Source organism: Rubrivirga litoralis, from assembly GCF_031846415.1.
In the GTDB taxonomy this organism is placed as follows: domain Bacteria; phylum Bacteroidota; class Rhodothermia; order Rhodothermales; family Rubricoccaceae; genus Rubrivirga; species Rubrivirga litoralis.
This window is the reverse complement of record NZ_JAVRHT010000004.1, coordinates 1-16,764: the sequence shown is the minus strand read 5'-3', so window position 1 is coordinate 16,764 and position 16,764 is coordinate 1. Positions and strand designations below refer to the sequence as shown.

12 protein-coding genes and 1 pseudogene are annotated in these 16,764 nt (G+C 75.3%); 8 read left to right on the top strand and 5 right to left on the bottom strand.

Features of this window, described 5'->3' with window-relative positions:
• Positions 1 to 348: 348 nt before the first annotated feature.
• Positions 349 to 747: an acyl-CoA thioesterase gene (locus RM540_RS02880; RefSeq protein WP_311661952.1), complete on the top strand. Its 399-nt coding sequence runs from the start codon at positions 349 to 351 to the stop codon at positions 745 to 747.
• 40 nt (positions 748 to 787) lie between these two features.
• Here the strand turns inward: RM540_RS02880 and RM540_RS02875 are convergent, their stop codons facing one another.
• Together RM540_RS02875 and RM540_RS02870 are read right to left on the bottom strand one after the other, a co-directional pair.
• Positions 788 to 1,117, bottom strand: coding sequence for an ArsR/SmtB family transcription factor (locus tag RM540_RS02875; protein ID WP_311661951.1), 330 nt, complete (start codon positions 1,115 to 1,117; stop codon positions 788 to 790).
• Between the two features lie 331 nt (positions 1,118 to 1,448).
• Complete coding sequence (locus RM540_RS02870; RefSeq protein ID WP_311661950.1) at positions 1,449 to 3,359, bottom strand: ABC transporter ATP-binding protein; 1,911 nt, start codon at positions 3,357 to 3,359, stop codon at positions 1,449 to 1,451.
• A gap of 153 nt (positions 3,360 to 3,512) precedes the next feature.
• Here RM540_RS02870 and mntA point away from each other — a divergent pair, with 153 nt between their 5' ends.
• Together mntA and hepT are read left to right on the top strand one after the other, a co-directional pair.
• A complete protein-coding gene (gene mntA / locus RM540_RS16465; protein ID WP_311661949.1) occupies positions 3,513 to 4,355 on the top strand; it encodes a type VII toxin-antitoxin system MntA family adenylyltransferase antitoxin in 843 nt (280 codons plus the stop codon).
• Positions 4,249 to 4,562: pseudogene (gene hepT / locus RM540_RS16385) on the top strand (type VII toxin-antitoxin system HepT family RNase toxin). Before mntA ends, hepT begins: the two are co-directional and overlap by 107 nt.
• Positions 4,563 to 4,694: 132 nt before the next feature.
• Here hepT and RM540_RS02855 read toward each other — a convergent pair.
• On the bottom strand, positions 4,695 to 5,612 hold the full coding sequence (locus tag RM540_RS02855; RefSeq protein ID WP_311661947.1) for a ribonuclease Z: 918 nt from the start codon (positions 5,610 to 5,612) through the stop codon (positions 4,695 to 4,697).
• Positions 5,613 to 5,811: 199 nt separating this feature from the next.
• Here RM540_RS02855 and RM540_RS02850 point away from each other — a divergent pair, with 199 nt between their 5' ends.
• From RM540_RS02850 to RM540_RS02830, 5 genes are all read left to right on the top strand, one after another.
• Positions 5,812 to 6,804: an AAA family ATPase gene (locus RM540_RS02850; protein ID WP_311661945.1), complete on the top strand. Its 993-nt coding sequence runs from the start codon at positions 5,812 to 5,814 to the stop codon at positions 6,802 to 6,804.
• Between the two features lie 554 nt (positions 6,805 to 7,358).
• Entirely contained in the window at positions 7,359 to 8,624 is a 1,266-nt protein-coding gene (locus tag RM540_RS02845; protein WP_311661943.1) for a cytochrome P450, read from the top strand.
• A gap of 150 nt (positions 8,625 to 8,774) precedes the next feature.
• Positions 8,775 to 10,019 (top strand): aminotransferase class V-fold PLP-dependent enzyme, encoded by a 1,245-nt coding sequence (locus RM540_RS02840; RefSeq protein WP_311661941.1) that lies wholly within the window; start codon positions 8,775 to 8,777, stop codon positions 10,017 to 10,019.
• Positions 10,020 to 10,413: 394 nt separating this feature from the next.
• Positions 10,414 to 11,184 (top strand): sigma-70 family RNA polymerase sigma factor, encoded by a 771-nt coding sequence (locus RM540_RS02835; protein ID WP_311661939.1) that lies wholly within the window; start codon positions 10,414 to 10,416, stop codon positions 11,182 to 11,184.
• A 783-nt stretch (positions 11,185 to 11,967) separates the two neighbouring features.
• Positions 11,968 to 14,028 (top strand): peptidylprolyl isomerase, encoded by a 2,061-nt coding sequence (locus RM540_RS02830; protein ID WP_311661938.1) that lies wholly within the window; start codon positions 11,968 to 11,970, stop codon positions 14,026 to 14,028.
• A gap of 58 nt (positions 14,029 to 14,086) precedes the next feature.
• Here the strand turns inward: RM540_RS02830 and RM540_RS02825 are convergent, their stop codons facing one another.
• Complete coding sequence (locus RM540_RS02825; protein WP_311661937.1) at positions 14,087 to 15,658, bottom strand: AMP-binding protein; 1,572 nt, start codon at positions 15,656 to 15,658, stop codon at positions 14,087 to 14,089.
• Positions 15,655 to 16,719: an o-succinylbenzoate synthase gene (gene menC / locus RM540_RS02820; protein WP_311661935.1), complete on the bottom strand. Its 1,065-nt coding sequence runs from the start codon at positions 16,717 to 16,719 to the stop codon at positions 15,655 to 15,657. The genes RM540_RS02825 and menC overlap by 4 nt, the downstream gene beginning before the upstream one ends.
• Positions 16,720 to 16,764: the final 45 nt, after the last annotated feature.

Here is a 16,764-nt window from a genome sequence, read left to right as displayed (position 1 = left end):
GCGGCGTCCAGCGGCGCCACGCCGAGCGTGCAAAGCCGGGGCTCCGGCACGACGCTCGGGGCTTGGTAGGGATACCGCCCGGTGCCCGATCGGCTGCGAGGCGCGGACGGCCTCCTGGGTCTGGACGCCCCCGGCCGCTCCGAGCCGGCCGCGCCCGGAGACGACGGCGAGCGGTCGCCTTGCGAATGAGGTCGGAGACACGGGCGGGGTGGAAGGCCAGGGGCAGCGGTGGGGAACTCGGGCCGGGGCGCCCGGTGCCAGCACGCCCCGCCCCGCTCTCCGGGTCCACCCTTCGGATCCGCACCCGGTCGACGGGCGGGCCGTGCTCTCCCTCCCGACTCTTCGCTCGTGACCCACACCACCCGCATCCCCATCCGCTGGGGCGACCTCGACGCCCTCGGCCACCTCAACAACGCGACCTACCTCACGCTCTGCGAGCAGGCCCGGATCGAGATGCTCGCCGACGTCGGCGCGGGCGACTGGGACGACGCCGGCCCCGTCCTCGCCGCCGTCTCGCTCCAGTTCCGGCGCCCCATCCACTACCCGGCCACGGCCGTCGTGCGGACCACGCTCGGCACGCCCGGCCGGTCGTCACTCCCCTTCACCTACGCCATCTCGGTCGAGGGCGACGAGGACACGACGTACGCCGAGGGCGAGGGCACGCTCGTCTGGGTCAACACGCAGACGGGCGCGTCGACGGCCCTCCCTGCCCCGCTCCGCGAGGCCGCCGAGGCGCCAGCGTCCTGAGACAGCACGCGGCCGACGCGTAGCCCCCGAACGGGGCGCTTCAGCAGCAGGCGCCGTCGCAGCACGCGTGGAGCCCGTCCAGGAGGCCGCCGAGGGCGGCGGACGCCGCGGCCACCCCGCCCCCGTCGAGGCAGTAGCACGAGCGCGTGCCGTCGGGCGTGCCGCGCACGAGCCCGGCCTCGCGGAGCACCTTGAGGTGCTGCGAGACCGTCGACTGCGCGAGCCCGACGACTTCGACCACCTCGCCGCACACGCACGTCCCCTGCGCGCCGAGCGTGCGGAGGATGGCGAGCCGGGCGGGGTGGCCGAGGGCCTTGGCCCAGCGGGCGAGGTCAGCGTCTGTGGCGGCGGCGGAAACGGTGGCGGTCATGGGCGGGGAGGGCAAAAAAAAGGGGCGGGGCGGTCGGGCCGAAGCCGCGCCACCCCGCCCGGTTCGCGGGCGAGGCGGCTAGCAGCCGCAGTCGCAGGCGCTGCCGCAGCAGCACCCGTCGTTGCAGCAGTCGCAGTCGCAGCAGGCGTTGGTCTTCATCGGTCTCGGGGGTTGGTGGAACAGGTTTATCGTCGATCGACGATGAATGGTACGACGCCTCTGGCTCCTTGTCAAGCCGCCCCGCCCCACGTCGCACCGTTGCAGGGCGGGACGAGAGCGGGGCGGCCGGGAGGCACCACCCCGCCCCCGCTTTGCCGCGCGGGCGGGGCGGTCAGGCCGCGGCCCGCTCCTGGTCGGCGTACTGGAGCTCGTAGAGCCGGCGGTAGAGGCCGCCCTGGGCCAGGAGCGCCTGGTGACTGCCCCGTTCGCGGACCTCGCCCTTGTGGAGCACGAGGATGGTCTGGGCGTCCTGGACCGTCGAGAGCCGGTGCGCGACGACGAGCGCCGTCCGCCCGTCCATGAGCACGTCGACCGCGCGCTGCACGGCCTCCTCGGTCTCGGTGTCGACCGACGACGTGGCCTCGTCGAGGACGAGGACGGCCGGGTCGTAGAGCAGCGTGCGGACGAACGACAGGAGCTGGCGCTGCCCGAGCGACAGCGTCCCGCCCCGCTCGCCGACGTCGGAGGCGTAGCCGTCGGGGAGCCGGTCGATAAAGCGGTCGGCGCCGACGAGCTCGGCGGCCCCGACCACGCGCTCGCGCGGGACGTCGGCGCCCAGCGTCACGTTCTCCTCGATGGAGCCCGAGAACAGGAACACGTCCTGGAGCACGAGCCCGACCTGCCGGCGGAGCTCGTCGAGCGGGAGGTCCTTCACGTCGATCCCGTCGATGGTCACGCGCCCGCGCTGGGGCTCGTAGAACCGGAGCAGCAGCGAGAGGATGGTCGACTTCCCCGAGCCCGTCGCCCCGACGAGCGCGAGCGTCTCGCCGGGCTCGGCCACGAACGAGACGCCGCGCAGGACCCAGTTCCAGTCCGGGAGGGATGGGGGATGAGGGGATGAGGAGGGATGAGCAGAGTCCTCGCCGCCGGCCGCCCCGCCCCTCGTCTGCCCATCCCTCTCGATCCCCGATCCCTCCCCATCCCTCTCCGCCTCCGGCAGGCGCTCGTAGGCGAACCACACGTCCTCGAAGGCGATCCGGCCGCGGGCGCGGCCGCCGTCGAAGTGGGCGGGGCGGGGCGGGGCGGCCAGCGACTGGTCGTCGTCGAGGAGGTCGAACACGCGCTCGGACGCGGCGAAGGCGGCCTGGATCGAGTTGAGCTGGTCCGACAGGTTGCGGACCGGCTCGAAGAACATGCGGACGTACTGGACGAACGCGATGAGCGTCCCGACCGTGACCGCCTCGCGCATGGCCTCGGTCCCCCCGAACCAGACCACGAGCCCGAGCGCGACCGACGCGATGAGGTCGACAACGGGGTAGAACAGGGCGTAGTAGTAGACCGTCTGGACGTGGGCGTCGCGGTGGGCCGCGTTGACGTCCTCGAACCGGCGCTGCTCCTCGCCCTCGCGCCCGAAGATCTGGACGACCGACATGCCCGAGACGTGCTCCTGGAGGAACGCGTTGAGCCGGCCGACCTGCTTGCGCGTCTCGCGGTAGGCCCGCCGCATCTTGCGCCGGAACACCTCGGTCGCGAGCACCATCGGCGGGAGCGCGAGGAGCGCCACGAGCCCCAGCTCCAGGTTCAGCGACAGCATGAAGTAGCCGATGAACAGGAGCCGCCCGAGGTCCCCGATCATGGTCACCGCCCCGGCCGAGAGGAGGTCGGCGAGCGCCTCGATGTCGGACGTGGCCCGCGTGATGAGCGTGCCGATGGGCGTCTTGTCGAAGAACGCGAGCCGCTGGCGCTCGACGAACCGGAAAACGCGCGTGCGGAGGTCGTAGAGCGCGTGCTGCCCGACCCACTGCGTGAGGTAGGTGAGCGCGAACGACGCGACCCCCTCGCCGAGCAGCACGAGCCCGATGAGCGCGACGACGCGGAAGAGGCCGGGCAGGTCGCCGGTCGTGATGTGGTCGTCGACGGCGATCTGGACGAGCCGCGGCCGGAGCGGCCCCAGGAAGGCGACGGCGAGCGTCAGCGCGAGCGCGCCGGCGACCTGCCAGCGGTACGGCCACAGGAGCGCCCCGAGCCGGCGGGCGAGCCGGCGGGGCGGCCGTTGGTTGGTGTCGGGTGCGTCCTCTGCCACGGGGCACGGTACCCCGCCCCGCCGCGCCGCGGTTCCTGCCCCACCCCGCCCGCGAGCGACGGACTCGGGCGGGGCGGTCCGACACAGCGGGAAGAGCCCGCCCCGCCCCACCCGCAGGCGGGCATCTCGGGCAGAGTCAGACGGTCTTCATGCGTGACCGGGGCAGAGGTCGGGCGGGGCGAGGAGTTCCCCTCCTGGTCAACCGCCAGGTCAGCGCAGCCAGGAGCGGCCAGGGGTGGTTGTCGAATCGAGCGACCAGCTCCGACTCCGCGCACGAGGCACTCTGCCGCTGAACGAGGCGCGTGGCGCCCCGCCCGGCCGGGGGCGGGGCGGCCGGTCGCCCTACCTCGCGCCGTGGCCCCGCCCGACCTCCGTCCCCTCCTCGACCGCGTGCCCAGCGCGCAGGCCGTCTACCTGTTCGGCTCGCGCGCGGGCGGGGCGGGGCGGGCGGACAGCGACCTCGACCTCGCCGTGCTCCCGCCCCGCCCGATGGACCCGGTCGAGCGGTTCGACGCGCAGGAGGCGCTGGCCGCCGCGCTGGGCGTCGACGTCGACCTCCGCTCGGCCTCGACGGTCATGCGCGCCGAGGTACTGCGGACCGGCCGCGTGGTCTACGACGCCGACCCGACGGCGCGGGCGTTGGCTGCGCCGTCCCTCCGGGGTCTGGGAAGTCTGGACGATGTTGGCCTACGCGCTCTTGAACGAGGAGCGGCAAGGGATCCTGGACGACGTCCGCGAGCGGGGCCGCGTGCATGGCTGACGACGTCGTCCTCAGCCGGAGGCCGGCGTAGCCAACAAGGCCGCGGCGATCGAGCGGTGCCTCCGGCGCGTGCCCGAGGAGGCCGCCGCCGATCCTGGGCTCGCGGACCAGACGCGGCAGGACGCGGTCGTGCTCAACCTTCAGCGGGCGTGCCAGGCGGCCATCGACCTCGCCATGCGCCGCGCCCGCGTGGGCGGGGCGGGCGTGCCGCAGACCAGCCGCGACGCCTTGGCTAACGCCGTCCCTTCGGGGTCCGCCTCCTCGTCGAGGCCGGCAGTCTCCCCGCCCCGCTCGGGGACCGGATGCAGCGGATGGTCGGGTTCCGCAACGTGGCCGTGCACGACACCCCCGGAGGGGACGGCGCAGCCAACCAGGCCGTCAGCCTGCCCATCGTCCGGGCCATCGTGGCGGACCACCTGGGCGACTTGGCTGCGCCGACCTGACGGGTCGAGGCGTTCGTCCGGTGGGCGCTCCAGGACTGAACCGCCCCGCCCGAGCGGGCGGGGTGGTGAAGCGGCCCGACCGGAGCCGCCCCGCCCCCACGCGAGCGGGTCGCCGGCCTACGGGCGGGGCGGCTACCGCCGGACCTCATAGCGCTCCAGCTCCTCGGCCGCGTCCGCGTTCTCGAACACCTCGCGGGCCTCGGCCACGAGCGGGGCGGCATCGGTGTAGCGGGCCGAGAAGTGCGTGATGAGGAGCCGCCCCGCGTGTGCGTCGCGGGCGACCTCGGCCGCCTGCCGCGCCGTCGAGTGGCCGACGTCGGCGGCCCGCTCGGCGTGCTCGTCGGTGAACGTGGCCTCGTGCATGAGGAGGTCGGCGCGGTCGGCGAGGGCGCGGCCGCCGTCGCAGGGGACCGTGTCGAGGACGTAGGCGAAGGCGGCGCCCGGCTTGGGCGGCCCGACGAGCCCGTCCGGCGCGAGCGTCCCCCCGCCCTCCAGGTCGACGGCCTCGCCGCGCTTGAGGGCCTCGTACTGCCACCCCTCGGTGACGCCGGACGCGCGGGCGCCCTCGCCGTCGATGGAGCCCGGCCGCTCCTTTTCCTGGTACCGGAAGCCGGCGCAGAACACGCGGTGCTCGAGCGGCCGCGCCTCGATCGTCACGTGCTCGTCCTCGTACACGACGGCGTGCTCGAAACCCTCCTCCAGCTCGACGTAGCGGATCTCGTAGGGGCCGCCGTCGCCGAACCCGGGGATGGCGCCCAGGATGGACGCGAGCCCGGGCGGCCCGACGATCGTCAGCGGGTCCTCGCGCTCCAGGAGCGCCAGCGTGGTGAGGAGGCCGGGGAGCCCGAAAAAGTGGTCGCCGTGGAGGTGCGTGATGCACACGGCGTCGAGCCGGCCCCGCGTGAGGTCGCCGCGGACGAGCTGGAGCTGGCTCCCCTCGCCGCAGTCGAACAGGACGCTCCGCCCCTCGCGGCGGACGACGGTCCCGGCGAGGTGGCGGGTCTTGGTGGGGAGCGCGGAGCCGGTCCCGAGCGGGACGACGTGAAACATGGGGGCGGGGCGGAGAGCGGCGGGGCGTCAACCGGGGCGGGGCGGCGGGGGTCCCGCGGCGAGCGTCCTGAGGCGGCAGTCGGGGCGGCCCTCCCCGCCCTCGCCGCGGGCGGGGCGGCAGCGGGCGGGGCGCGTTCGGGAACTCGGGGGGCGGGGCGGCGCGTGGTGCGAGCTTCCCCCCGCCCCGACCGCCCCGCCCATGCCCATCGACCCGACCGACCCCGCCGCCGTCGGCGCCCTCTCCGACGCTTACGGCCGGCTCCGCCGCGAGGTCGGCCGCGTGGTCGTGGGCCAGGAGGCCGCCGTCGAGGGGCTCGTGGTCGCGCTGCTCGCGCGCGGGCACGTCCTGCTGGTTGGCGTGCCCGGGCTGGCCAAGACGCTCCTCATCCGCACGCTCTCGGACGCGCTCGACCTCTCGTTCAGCCGCGTCCAGTTCACGCCCGACCTCATGCCCGGCGACATCACCGGGACCGAGGTGGTCGACGAGGACCGCGAGACGGGGCGCCGGAGCTTCCGCTTTGTCCAGGGGCCGATCTTCGCCCACGTGGTCCTGGCCGACGAGATCAACCGGACGCCGCCGAAGACGCAGGCGGCGCTCCTGGAGGCCATGCAGGAGCGCCAGGTGACGGCGGCCGGCCACCGCTTCGAGCTGCCCGACCCGTTCTTCGTGCTGGCGACCCAGAACCCGATCGAGCAGGAGGGGACCTACCCGCTGCCCGAGGCCCAGCTCGACCGCTTCATGCTCAACCTGTGGCTGGACTACCCGCCGTTCGCCGACGAGGTGGCCGTCGTCAAGGCCACCACGGGCGACGCGCGGGGCGGGGCGGAGCCCGCGCTCTCGGCCGAGGACCTCGCCGCGTTCCAAGCCCTCGTCCGCCACGCGCCCGTCGCCGACCACGTCGTCGAGCACGCCGTCCGCCTAGTGTCGCGGACGCGGCCGGGCCGCGAGGGCGCGCCGGGCTTCGTGACGCAGTACCTGTCGTACGGGGCCGGGCCGCGCGCGAGCCAGTACCTCGTGCTGGGCGCCAAGGCGCTCGCGCTCCTCGACGGCCGCGTGACGCCGCTCGCGGCCGACGTCGACCGGATCGCGGTCCCGGTCCTCCGCCACCGGATCGTGACCAACTTCAACGCCGAGGCCGAGGGCGTCTCGGCCGTCGACGTGATCGGGCGGATCGTGGGGCTGGGGGAATAGAGCGGGAAGCGGGAAGCGAACGTGCGGCCGCCCCGCCCGAGCGGTGGGCGGGGTGGGACCGTAGGGGCGGCCGGCGGTCGCCCGTGGGCGCACGGCACGCCGCCCCGCCCGCACCGCGCGGGGGCGGGGCGGGGCGGGGCGGCAACCGTAGCGGCGTTGCACGCAACGCCGTCGGGCCGCGGCACCGCCATCAGGCACCACTCCGCCCTTCGAGTCCGTCCGCGCCATGAGCGGGGCGAATGCGACCGCCGGTCGCCCGTCCGAGCACGGCGCGTGATGCGGGGCGGGGCGGCATCGGGCGGGGCGGGGCGGTGCCAAGGCTGAACCGCCCCGCCCTCGTCGCAACCACCCCTAGCCCCTCCTGACCAGGAGGGGGACTACCGCCGCTCCTCGTAGACCTCGGTGTCGTCTCGGGCGCCCCTCTCCGTGGGTCCGCCCGCGGCCCTTGCCCTGAGCAGCGCGCCCGGGAAACCCCCGTCGGCGCCAAAACGCGGGGCGGGGCGGACCCTCCCGGCGCCGCGCGCCTTTGGAGCCCCACCCTCCCCACCCCGCCCATGCCCGCGCTCCCCCAGACCGCCGCCCTCGACAGCTCGCTCGCCTTCATCAGCGACCCCTACCGCTTTATCGCCCACGAGTGCCACCGCCTCGGGACCGACGCGTTCGAGACGCGCCTCATGTTCGAGAAGGCCATCTGCATGACGGGGCCGGAGGCGGCCCGCCTGCTCTACGACACGGAGCGGTTCGAGCGGCGCGGGGCCATGCCCGGGCTCGTCGTGCGGACGCTGCTCGGGAAGGGCGGCGTGCAGGGGCTCGACGACGCCGAGCACCTCCACCGCAAGACGATGCTCATGTCGCTCATGACGCCGGACCGGATCGAGAGCCTGGCCGACCAAACCGCCGCCGAGTGGACCGCGGCCGCCGAGAGGTGGGCGGGGCGGGACGAGGTCGTCCTGTTCGACGAGGCGTGCGAGGTCCTCGCGCGCGCCGTCTGCGCGTGGGCCGGCGTCCCGCTCCCCGAGAGCGACGTGGACAAAAGGACGCGCCAGCTCACGCTCCTCTTCAACGGGGCCGGGTCGATCGGGTGGCGGCACGTGGCCTCGCGGATCGCGCGCAAGCGGGCCAACGCATGGGCCGAGGGGCTCGTCGAGGACGTTCGCGCCGGGCGGCTCCAGCCGGCCGAGAACACGGCGGCCCACGTGATCTCCTGGCACCGCACGCTGGACGGGCAGCTGCTGGACGCCCACATTGCGGGCGTCGACCTGCTCAACATCCTCCGGCCCGTCGTCGCGATCGCCGTCTACGTGGCGTTCATTGGCCACGCGCTCCACGCCCACCCCGCCGTCCGGGACGCGATCGCCGGCGGCGCGGGCGACGCCGCCGCCGAGCGGTTCGTCCAGGAGATCCGCCGCGTGTACCCGTTCTTCCCGGCCGTGGCCGCCCGCGTGCGGCACGACTTCACGTGGGAGGGCTACACCTTCCCCAAGGGGCGGCGCGTGATCCTCGACCTCTACGGGACGGACCAGGACCCGCGCACGTGGGACGACCCGGAGGACTTTCGGCCCGAGCGGTTCAAGAGCTGGGACGAGAGCCCGTTCAACTTTATCCCGCAGGGCGGCGGCGACCACTTCGAGAACCACCGCTGCGCGGGCGAGTGGATCACGATCCGCTTGATGAAGGAGACCTCCCGGTTCCTGGCCGGCCTCCCGTACCGCGTCCCCGAGCAGGACCTCCAGGTCGACTTTTCGCGCCTGCCGGCGCTGCCGAAGAGCGGCCTCGTCCTCCGCGACGTGGGCCGCCCCGCCCCGACCGCGCAGGCGTAGCGGCGCGGTCGCACAGGAGCCGCCACCCCGTCCGCCGAATCCGCTCACACGGGCGGGGGTAACGGGCGGCGTGCTGTGGCACGAGGGCGGGGCGGCTGCAACCGGCGCCGCGGGCGCGAGTACCCGCCGCCCCGCCCTCCACCCCGCCCGATGCTCGACCTCCGCGACCGCTTTGCCACCCCGCCCCCGCCCGCCGTCGAGCTCCGGGCGTTCACGCACGGGCTCATGCCGCGGACCGTGCCGGCCATGATGCAGGCGTTCTGCGACGACTGGGCCGAGCGCGGCGTCGACGCCTGGAACCGCGTGCCCGACCGCTGGGACCTGGGGACCGACGTCGGGTGGTGGTCGCTGCCCGAGGCGCTCGGCGACCGCTGGCTTGCCCCGCTCCTCGGCGCCGAGCCGGGCACGTGCATCCTCCAGCCCAACGTGCACTGGACGGTTCAGTGCCTCCTCTCGTGCGACGAGCCGTTCGAGGGCGCGGGCGGGGCGGGACGGACCGAGGTCGTGCTGACGGACGCCGAGTTCCCGTCGGTCCGCCACTCGGTCCAGCGGTGGGCCGGGCTCCGCGACGTGCGCCCGGTCGAGGTGGCCGCCGGGGCGGACGGGTTCGTCGACGTCGACGCGGTCTGCGACGCGGTGACGGACCGGACGGCCTGGGTGGTCGTGTCGCACGTCGGGTTCGCGACCGGCGAGGTCCTGACCGACGACGCCCTCCGCCGGATCGCCGACGCCGCCCACCGCCACGGCGCCCTGTTCGCCATCGACGGCTACCACGCGACGGCGTCGGTCGTGGTCGACGCGGCGGCGCTCGGGGCCGACGTGTACTTCGGCGGGCTCCTCAAGGAGGCGTGCGGGTCGACCGGGAACGCCTACCTCTGGGTCCACCCCGGGCTCGATCTCCGCCCGCGCCTGGCGGGGTGGCTCGCCGACGCCGACCCGTTCGCGTTCGCCGACGCGCCGGCCGACCACCCGGAGGTCCGCCGGCGGTTCCTGGCGGGCACGACGGCCGTGGCGTCGATGTACCACGCGGTCGAGGGGCTCCGCGTGCTGCTGGGCGAGGGCATCGCGGCCGTCCGCGCCGACACGCTCGCCAAGGGCGCGCGCGCCATCGAGCGGGCCGAGGCGCTGGGTCTCGGCGTCCGCTCGCCGCGCGAGGCCGAGCGGCGCGGGGCCATGCTCGTCCTCGAGGTCGAGCACGCCGACCGCCTGGCCGCGTGGCTCAAGTCCCAGGACGTCTACGCTGATAGCCGGAAGGGCCGCGTCCTCCGCCTCGCCCCGTTCGTCTGGAACCCGCCGGCCGACGTCGACCGCGCGTTCGACGCCGTCGACGAGGCGCTGCGGACGGGCGCGCACATGGAGTACGAGGCGCCGGCCGAGGGCGGCCCGGTCACCTAGAAGACCCCCCGGGCGGGTACGGGGTACCGGGTACGAGGTACGGTCCGATTCCGCCTCGGCGCTCGCGTACCTCGTACCGAGTACCCCGTACCTCCCCGAACCTAGGCGGGCGGGGCGGATGGAGCCGCCCCGCCCCGATTCTACCCGCCCCGTTACGAATGCGTGCTCGGCGGAGACGGGCGCCCGGCGCACCGGGCGGGGCGGACGGAGCGCCGGAAACGAGCGCGAACGCCGTTTGACGGGGCGTAGCGGGACTGTGGGGGTTCCCTCAGCGCCCCCTGAAGGCCGTCGGCGGCGGCAGGGGGCGGGGCGGGCGGGCCGTGGCACCGGGCTTGCAGAAGGGGGAATCGTCGCTCGACGCGGCCTCTTCCCTCCCACCCGGCCCGCCACACCCATGACCTCTTCGCTCCAGGACGCCGTCGAACGCTACGTCGTCGAACGAGACGCCGAGACCAGCCACGTCGACGAGCACGCGCGGGCCGTCGCCGTCGCCGCCCTCCCGCTCGTCCGCTCGCTGGCCCGCCGCATCACGCTGCCCGACCACCCGCTGGCCACCTACCGCGACCTCGAGAACGCGGGGATGCTCGGGATGCTCCAGGCGCTCGGGTCGTACGACCCCGACCGCGGGACGCCGTTCGCGTCGTTCGCCTTCGGCCGCATCCGCGGCGCCCTCGTCGACTTCCTGCGGACCATCGACTGCCTCTCCCGCGACCGCCGCCGCCGCGTGGCCGAGGCGTCGCGGACGGCCGAGGTGCTCAGCCAGGAGCTCGGGACCGAGCCGCGCGCGGCCCAGGTCGCCGGCCGGCTCGGCGTGAGCGTCCGGTCCTACAACCGGCTCCTCGGCGACGCCCAGCAGCGGTTCGCGCTCTCGCTCTACGACGGCGGCGACGACCGGCCTACGCCGCTCGACGTCGTCGCCTCGCCCGACGCCGAGCCCGCCGACGCCAGCGCCGAGGCCGCCTCGACCAACGGGTTCGTGGGCGCGCTCGTCGGGCGGCTCCCCGAGCGTGAGCAGCGGATCGTCCACCTGTATTTTTTCGAGGGCCTCACGCTCCGCGAGATCGCCGGCGAGTTCCACCTGACCGAGGCCCGCATCTCGCAGGTCCTCTCGAAGACGCTCCGCACGCTGCGCGGCCAGTTCGAGACCCACCGCGTGGCCGCCTAGACATCCACCGCCCCGCCCCCGCAGGCCGTCCTCGGAGGCGGCGGGCGGGGGCGGCACCGAGTCCCCAAAGGGGAGAGAGAGAGGCGGGCCGAGGCTCGGGGTTCGCCCCGCCTCGGCCCGCTTTTTTGTGGGGAACGGGGAACGGGGAACGGGGAACGGGGAACGGGGAACGGGGAACGGGGAACGGGGAAGATGACCGCCCCGCCCCACGGATGCCAGGGCACCACGTAGCGCCGTTGCATGCAACGGCGTCGGGCGGGGCACCGGGCGGGGCGGACGTCGGGCGGAACCGTCCCGCCCGCCCGACGACCACCCCTATCCCCTCCTGGCTGCGCCGTCCCTTCGGGGTGGCCAGGAGGGGGACTGCCGCCGCCTCGGGACGATGTCCTGCCGTCCCTGGCCGCCCCGCCTCCGGGTTCACCCCGCCCCCGCCGGGTTCGCCGCCCGCCCCACGGGCGGGGCGGCACTGGGCGGGGCGGCAGCGGGCGGGGCGGCGCTGCCCCCGAGCCCACCCCGCCTCGGGTTCGCCACCCGCTTCACGGGCGGGGCGGCCAATCGGCGTGCCCCACCCCGCCCCTCTGCCCGTTCCCATTTCCCTATTCCCCGTTCCCGGCGAGCCGAGCGAGCCCCCACCCCGCCCCGCTCGTTTTTTCCCCGGGGCGCCACACGGCGCGGGCTAGCTTCCGGGTTCCCTGAGTCGAGCCGGCGCTGCCGGCGCCTAGCGCTTGCGGCGACCGCCGCCCCCCAACCCCCGCGCACGCGGAGCGAGACATGGCCGGAGTGATGAACAGCATTCGAGAGCGGGCCGGCGGCGTGCTCGTCGGCGTCCTCGTCGTCGCCTTCGGCGGCCTGTGGGCGCTCCAGGACTCGGGCGCGTTCGACAACGTCGGCCGCGGCCGCGACGGGCGGACGATCGGGACGGTCGACGGCGTCGCCATCGACGGCGAGCTGTTCAACAACGCGGTCCAGCAGCAGGTCCAGGCGTACCAGGCCCAGGGCGTCCCGGTCTCAAACGGGCTCCAGGCCCAGATCGAGAACCAGGTGTTCGACGCCCTCGTCGACAACGCGCTCGTCGAGCGCGAGATGGACCGGCTGGGCATCCAGGTCACCGACGACGAGGTCTACGAGCTCATCGAAGGACCGAACCCCGACCCGCTCATCCTCCAGGTGCTCGGCGACGGCCAGGGCGGCGTCGACCGGGCCGCGCTCCAGCAGGTCGTCGAGGACCCCCAGTACACCGAGCAGCTGATCGCCATCGAGGAGCAGGTCCGCCGGAACCGGCGCCAGGCCAAGCTCGCCGCCCTGATCGGCGCCTCGGCCCGCGTCTCCGACGCCGAGGTCGACGCCGCGTTCGTCCGCCAGAACCGGCGGGCCGGCGCCGAGTTCGTCGCCCTCCGCTACGCCGACGTCCCCGACAGCGAGGTCCAGGTAAGCGACGACGACCTCCGCGACTACTACCGCACGCACGAGGCCGACTACGAGCGGCCGGCCACCTACGCCGTCGAGTACGTGGCCTTCCCGAAGACGCCGACGGCCGAGGACTCGGCCCGGGCCACGGACGAGCTCCGCGGCCTCGTCGCCGACTTCCGCACGGCGCCCGACCCCGTCTCGTTCGCGCGGCGGAACTCGTTCGGCGGCGAGGTCGAGGCCCAGTACGTCGGCGCCGGCGACCTCCCGGCCGCGCTCGCGACGGCCGTGTTCCAGAACCCGACCGCCGGCCGCGTCGTCGGCCCGGTCGTCGCCGGGGGGCAGGCGTACGTCGCCCGCATCACGGGCGTCCGCCCCGCCAGCGAGCCCTCACTCCGCGCCCGCCACATCCTGCTCCCCGCCGGCCAGGCCGAGCGCGCCCGCGAGGTCAAGCAGCAGATCGAGTCCGGCCAGCTCTCGTTCGAGCAGGCCGCCCGGCAGTTCTCGACCGACGAGAGCAACAAGGACCGGGGCGGCGAGCTCGGGTGGTTCGGGCGCGGCCAGCTCAACCCCGAGTTCGAGCAGGCCGCCTTTGCCGCCCCGCTCGGGCAGGTCGTGGGTCCGGTCGAGACGCCCTACGGCGTCCACCTGATCGAGGTCGAGGACCGGGCCGACCAGGAGGTTGAGCTCGTCCGCGTCTCGCGCCCCGTCGAGGGCGACATCGACCGCGTGATGGGCGAGGCCGAGGACTTCCAGGCGTTCCTCGACCTCGAAGACCAGGACTTTGCCGAGGCCGCCCGGGAGCGCGGGACCGCCCCGACCGAGACGCAGATCCAGGCCGACCAGATCGGGATCCCCGGCCTCGAAGTCGGCCGCGAGCTGAACCGCTTCCTCCGCCGCGCCTCCGAGGGCGCCGTGTCGGACCCGATCGACGCCGGCGACAGCTTCATCGTCGTCCGCCTCGTCGACGAGCGGCCCGAAGGCGTGGCCCCGTTCGACGAGGTCCGCGACCAGATCGAGTCGGCCGTGCTCCTCGACAAAAAGGAGGCCGTCCAGAAGGAGAAGCTCCAGCAGGCGCTCGCCGCCGGCTCGCTGCCCGGCATCGCCCAGGCGGCTGGGACGGACGTCGAGCGGGCGTCGGACCTGTCGCTGGCCGACCCGGTCGTGCCGCAGTTCGGGCGCGAACCGCGGGCCGTCGGCGCCGCGTTCGGGCTCCAGCCCGGCCAGCGGAGCGGGGTCATCGGGGGCGACCAGGCCGCGTTCGTCGTCCGCACGACGTCGCTCGTCGGCGGCACCGACGCCGAGCTGACGCCGGAGCTCCGCGAGCAGATCCGGCAGCAGCTCCTCCAGCAGAAGCGGCAGCGCGTGCTCCAGGCGTGGCTCGAAGGGCTCCGCGACGACGCCGAGGTCGACGACTTCCGGGACGACTTGCTGTAAGGAGGGATGCGGGATGAGGGGATGGGTGAGGGATGAGCAGAGGGGCGGGGGCATCTGCTCATCCCTCCGCTCCTCTATTCCTCCCCATCCCTCCCGCCCTCTCCGCCAGGGCGGGGCGGTCCGGTTTCATGCCCCCCGCCCCGCCCCAGGCGTAAACGGCGACGGGCACCATGAAGCCGGGGAGCGTCCGGCGGAGCGCGGCCCGCAGGCCGTCCGCGTCGGGCGGGGCGGCGCTCGTGGTGCGCACGAAGGCGGCGGGGCGGTGCCCGAAGTCGGCGTCGGGGACGGGCACGACGACGGCCTCGGCGACGCCGTCGAGCGCGAGGAGCGCGGCCTCGATGGCCTCGGGCTGCACGTTCTCGCCGCCCGACACGAACATGAGTCCGCGCCGGCCCGTCACGACGAGGCGGCCGGCGTCGTCCAGGTGCCCGAGGTCGCCGGTCGCGAACCACGCACCGGGCGGGGCGAGGCCGTCCGGCCCGAGGTAGCCCGCGAAGAGGGCCGCCCCGCCCACCTCGATCTCGCCACCGGCGGTGAGGCGGAGCGCGCGGCCGTCGAGGACGGCGCCCGACGTGGCGAGGGCGGGGCGGCCGGCGCCGGCCGCTGTCGCGGTGACGGTCGACGTCATCTCGGTCAGCCCGTACGACGTGGCGACGGGCAGGCCGCGGGCGGCGGCCTCGTCCAGCAGGCTAGCGGGGATCGCGCTGCCGCCGAGGAGCACGGCGCGGAGGCTCGCGGCGCCGCCAGCCGCCCCGCCCAACGCGTCCAGGAGGCGGCGGAGCTGCGTCGAGACGAATGAGGCATGCGTCGGCCGCAGCACGCGGACGGCCTCGGCCGTGCTCATGCCCTCGCCGGGGAGAACCATCGCGGCGCCTTCGAGCGCGCACCGGACCACGACGCCCAGCCCGCCGACGTGGTACAGCGGGAGGTCGAGGAGCCAGCGGCCGTCCGCCCCCAGTCCAAGGCGCCGGTTCACGCCGCGCGCGCTCGCCACGTGGTTGCCGACCGTGTGGAGCGCCGCCTTCGGCACGCCCGTCGACCCCGACGTATGGACGACGGTAAAAGGGGTTTGGGGGTCGAGGGGTTCGGGGGTCGGGGTTCGTGCGCCGCCCCGCCCCGCTCCCGCTCCGCCCTCCCCCGCCCCGCCCTTGCGTAGCGTCGTTGCACGCAACGACGTGGTCGAGGATGCCACCGCAGACTGGGCGGCCTCCCCCGCCCCGCCCCGCTCCTCTGCCCCGCCCCGCCCCGCCCGCGCGAGCGCGTCGAGCGGGGTGGTGTCGAGGCCGGTCGGGGCGCCGTCAGAGCCGTCGGCCACGAGCGCGTCCAGGCCGAGACGGTCGAGCGCGTCGGCGACCGCCGCCGCCGGCCAGCGCGTCGAGAGCGGGACGAGCGTCGGCCCCGACCGGAGCGCGGCGAGCGTCAGCACCACGAGGTCCGGCGAGGTCTGGGCGCGGACGGCGAGCGGGGCGGCGCCCTGCCACACGTCGGGCGCCCGGGGCGGGGCGGCGAGGCGCGCGGCGCAGGCGCCGACGCGGGCGTCCAGCTCGGCCCACGTCCACACCGCGTCGGGCGTGACGAGGGCGGGCGCGCTGGGGCGGGCGCGGGCGTGGTGGCGGACGGGGTCGGTCACGGGACCCGCACCTCGGGCGAGGCGGCGAACAGGGCGGGCAGGTCCACGCGCGGGCGGTCGAGCGGGAGCGGGGGCACGACGTCTTCCGCGAGCCAGCGGTACGTGTCGAGACCGGCCGGCTCGGCGCCCGTCGCGGCGGCGAGCGCGGCGACGCCCCGGAGCCCGACGCCGCTCTCGAACGACGCGCTGAGCACGGCCCGCACGCCGACGGCACGCGCGGCGGCGGCGAGGCGGAGCGCGGCCGCGAGCCCGCCCACGAGCGTCGGCTTGAGGACGGCCGCCGCCGCCCAGCCCCTCACGTGCGCCGCCCCGCCCGGCTCCTGGAGCGTCTCGTCGAGCGCGACCGGCAGGCCCGTGTCGAGCCACAGGGCGGGGTGGTCGCCGGCGTCCGGCGTCGGCTCCTCGACGTAGTCGAGCGGGACGCCCTCGACGGCGCGGGCGAAGGCGCGAGCCTGATCCGCCGTCCACGCCCGGTTGGCGTCCAGGCGCAGGACCGCCCCGCCCAGGGCTCCGCTCACGGCGCGGACCGTCTCGGCGTCGTCCTCGATGGCCTGCCGCCCCACCTTGAGCTTGGCCGCGGCCCAGCCCTCGGCCGCCAGCCGCCCCGCGTGTGCGACGACGGCCTCGCGGTCGCCCATGAGCAGCCCGTTCAGCGGGAGGACGACCGGCGGGTCGGGGTGGAGCGCCTGCGGGAGCGTCCGCCCCAGGTCCTGCGCGGCGAGGTCGGCGAGCGCGAGGTCGAGCGCGAACCGGGCCGACGACGGCAGGCCGGCCGCGTCGAGCGCGGTGTGGAACGGGCCGTCCGGGCGGAGCACGTCGCGCGCGTCGAGGTCGCGGCCGTCGAGGGCGGGGAGGAGCGCGCGGAGGGCGGCCTCGGCCTCGGCGACGGTCTCGCGGCTGAACCCGGGGAGCGGGGCGGCGTCGCCCCACCCCGCCCGACCGCGCTCGTCGTGGAGGCGGAGCAGCACGCCCTCGCGCGTCTCGCGCCGCTCGCCGTTCCACACGACAGCGTCGGTGAGCGGGAGCCGGTAGGGGTGGAGGTCGAAGGAGGCGACGCGCACGGGCGGGGTGGATCAGTGGATCAGTGGATCAGTGGATCAGTGGAT

Coding starts and splice junctions, on each gene's coding strand:
- RM540_RS02875 (WP_311661951.1), bottom strand. CDS start 1,117: ATGACCGCCACCGTTTCCGCCGCCGCCACAGACGCTGACCTCGCCCGC.
- RM540_RS02855 (WP_311661947.1), bottom strand. CDS start 5,612: ATGTTTCACGTCGTCCCGCTCGGGACCGGCTCCGCGCTCCCCACCAAG.
- RM540_RS02850 (WP_311661945.1), top strand. CDS start 5,812: ATGCCCATCGACCCGACCGACCCCGCCGCCGTCGGCGCCCTCTCCGAC.
- RM540_RS02845 (WP_311661943.1), top strand. CDS start 7,359: ATGCCCGCGCTCCCCCAGACCGCCGCCCTCGACAGCTCGCTCGCCTTC.
- RM540_RS02840 (WP_311661941.1), top strand. CDS start 8,775: ATGCTCGACCTCCGCGACCGCTTTGCCACCCCGCCCCCGCCCGCCGTC.
- RM540_RS02835 (WP_311661939.1), top strand. CDS start 10,414: ATGACCTCTTCGCTCCAGGACGCCGTCGAACGCTACGTCGTCGAACGA.
- RM540_RS02830 (WP_311661938.1), top strand. CDS start 11,968: ATGAACAGCATTCGAGAGCGGGCCGGCGGCGTGCTCGTCGGCGTCCTC.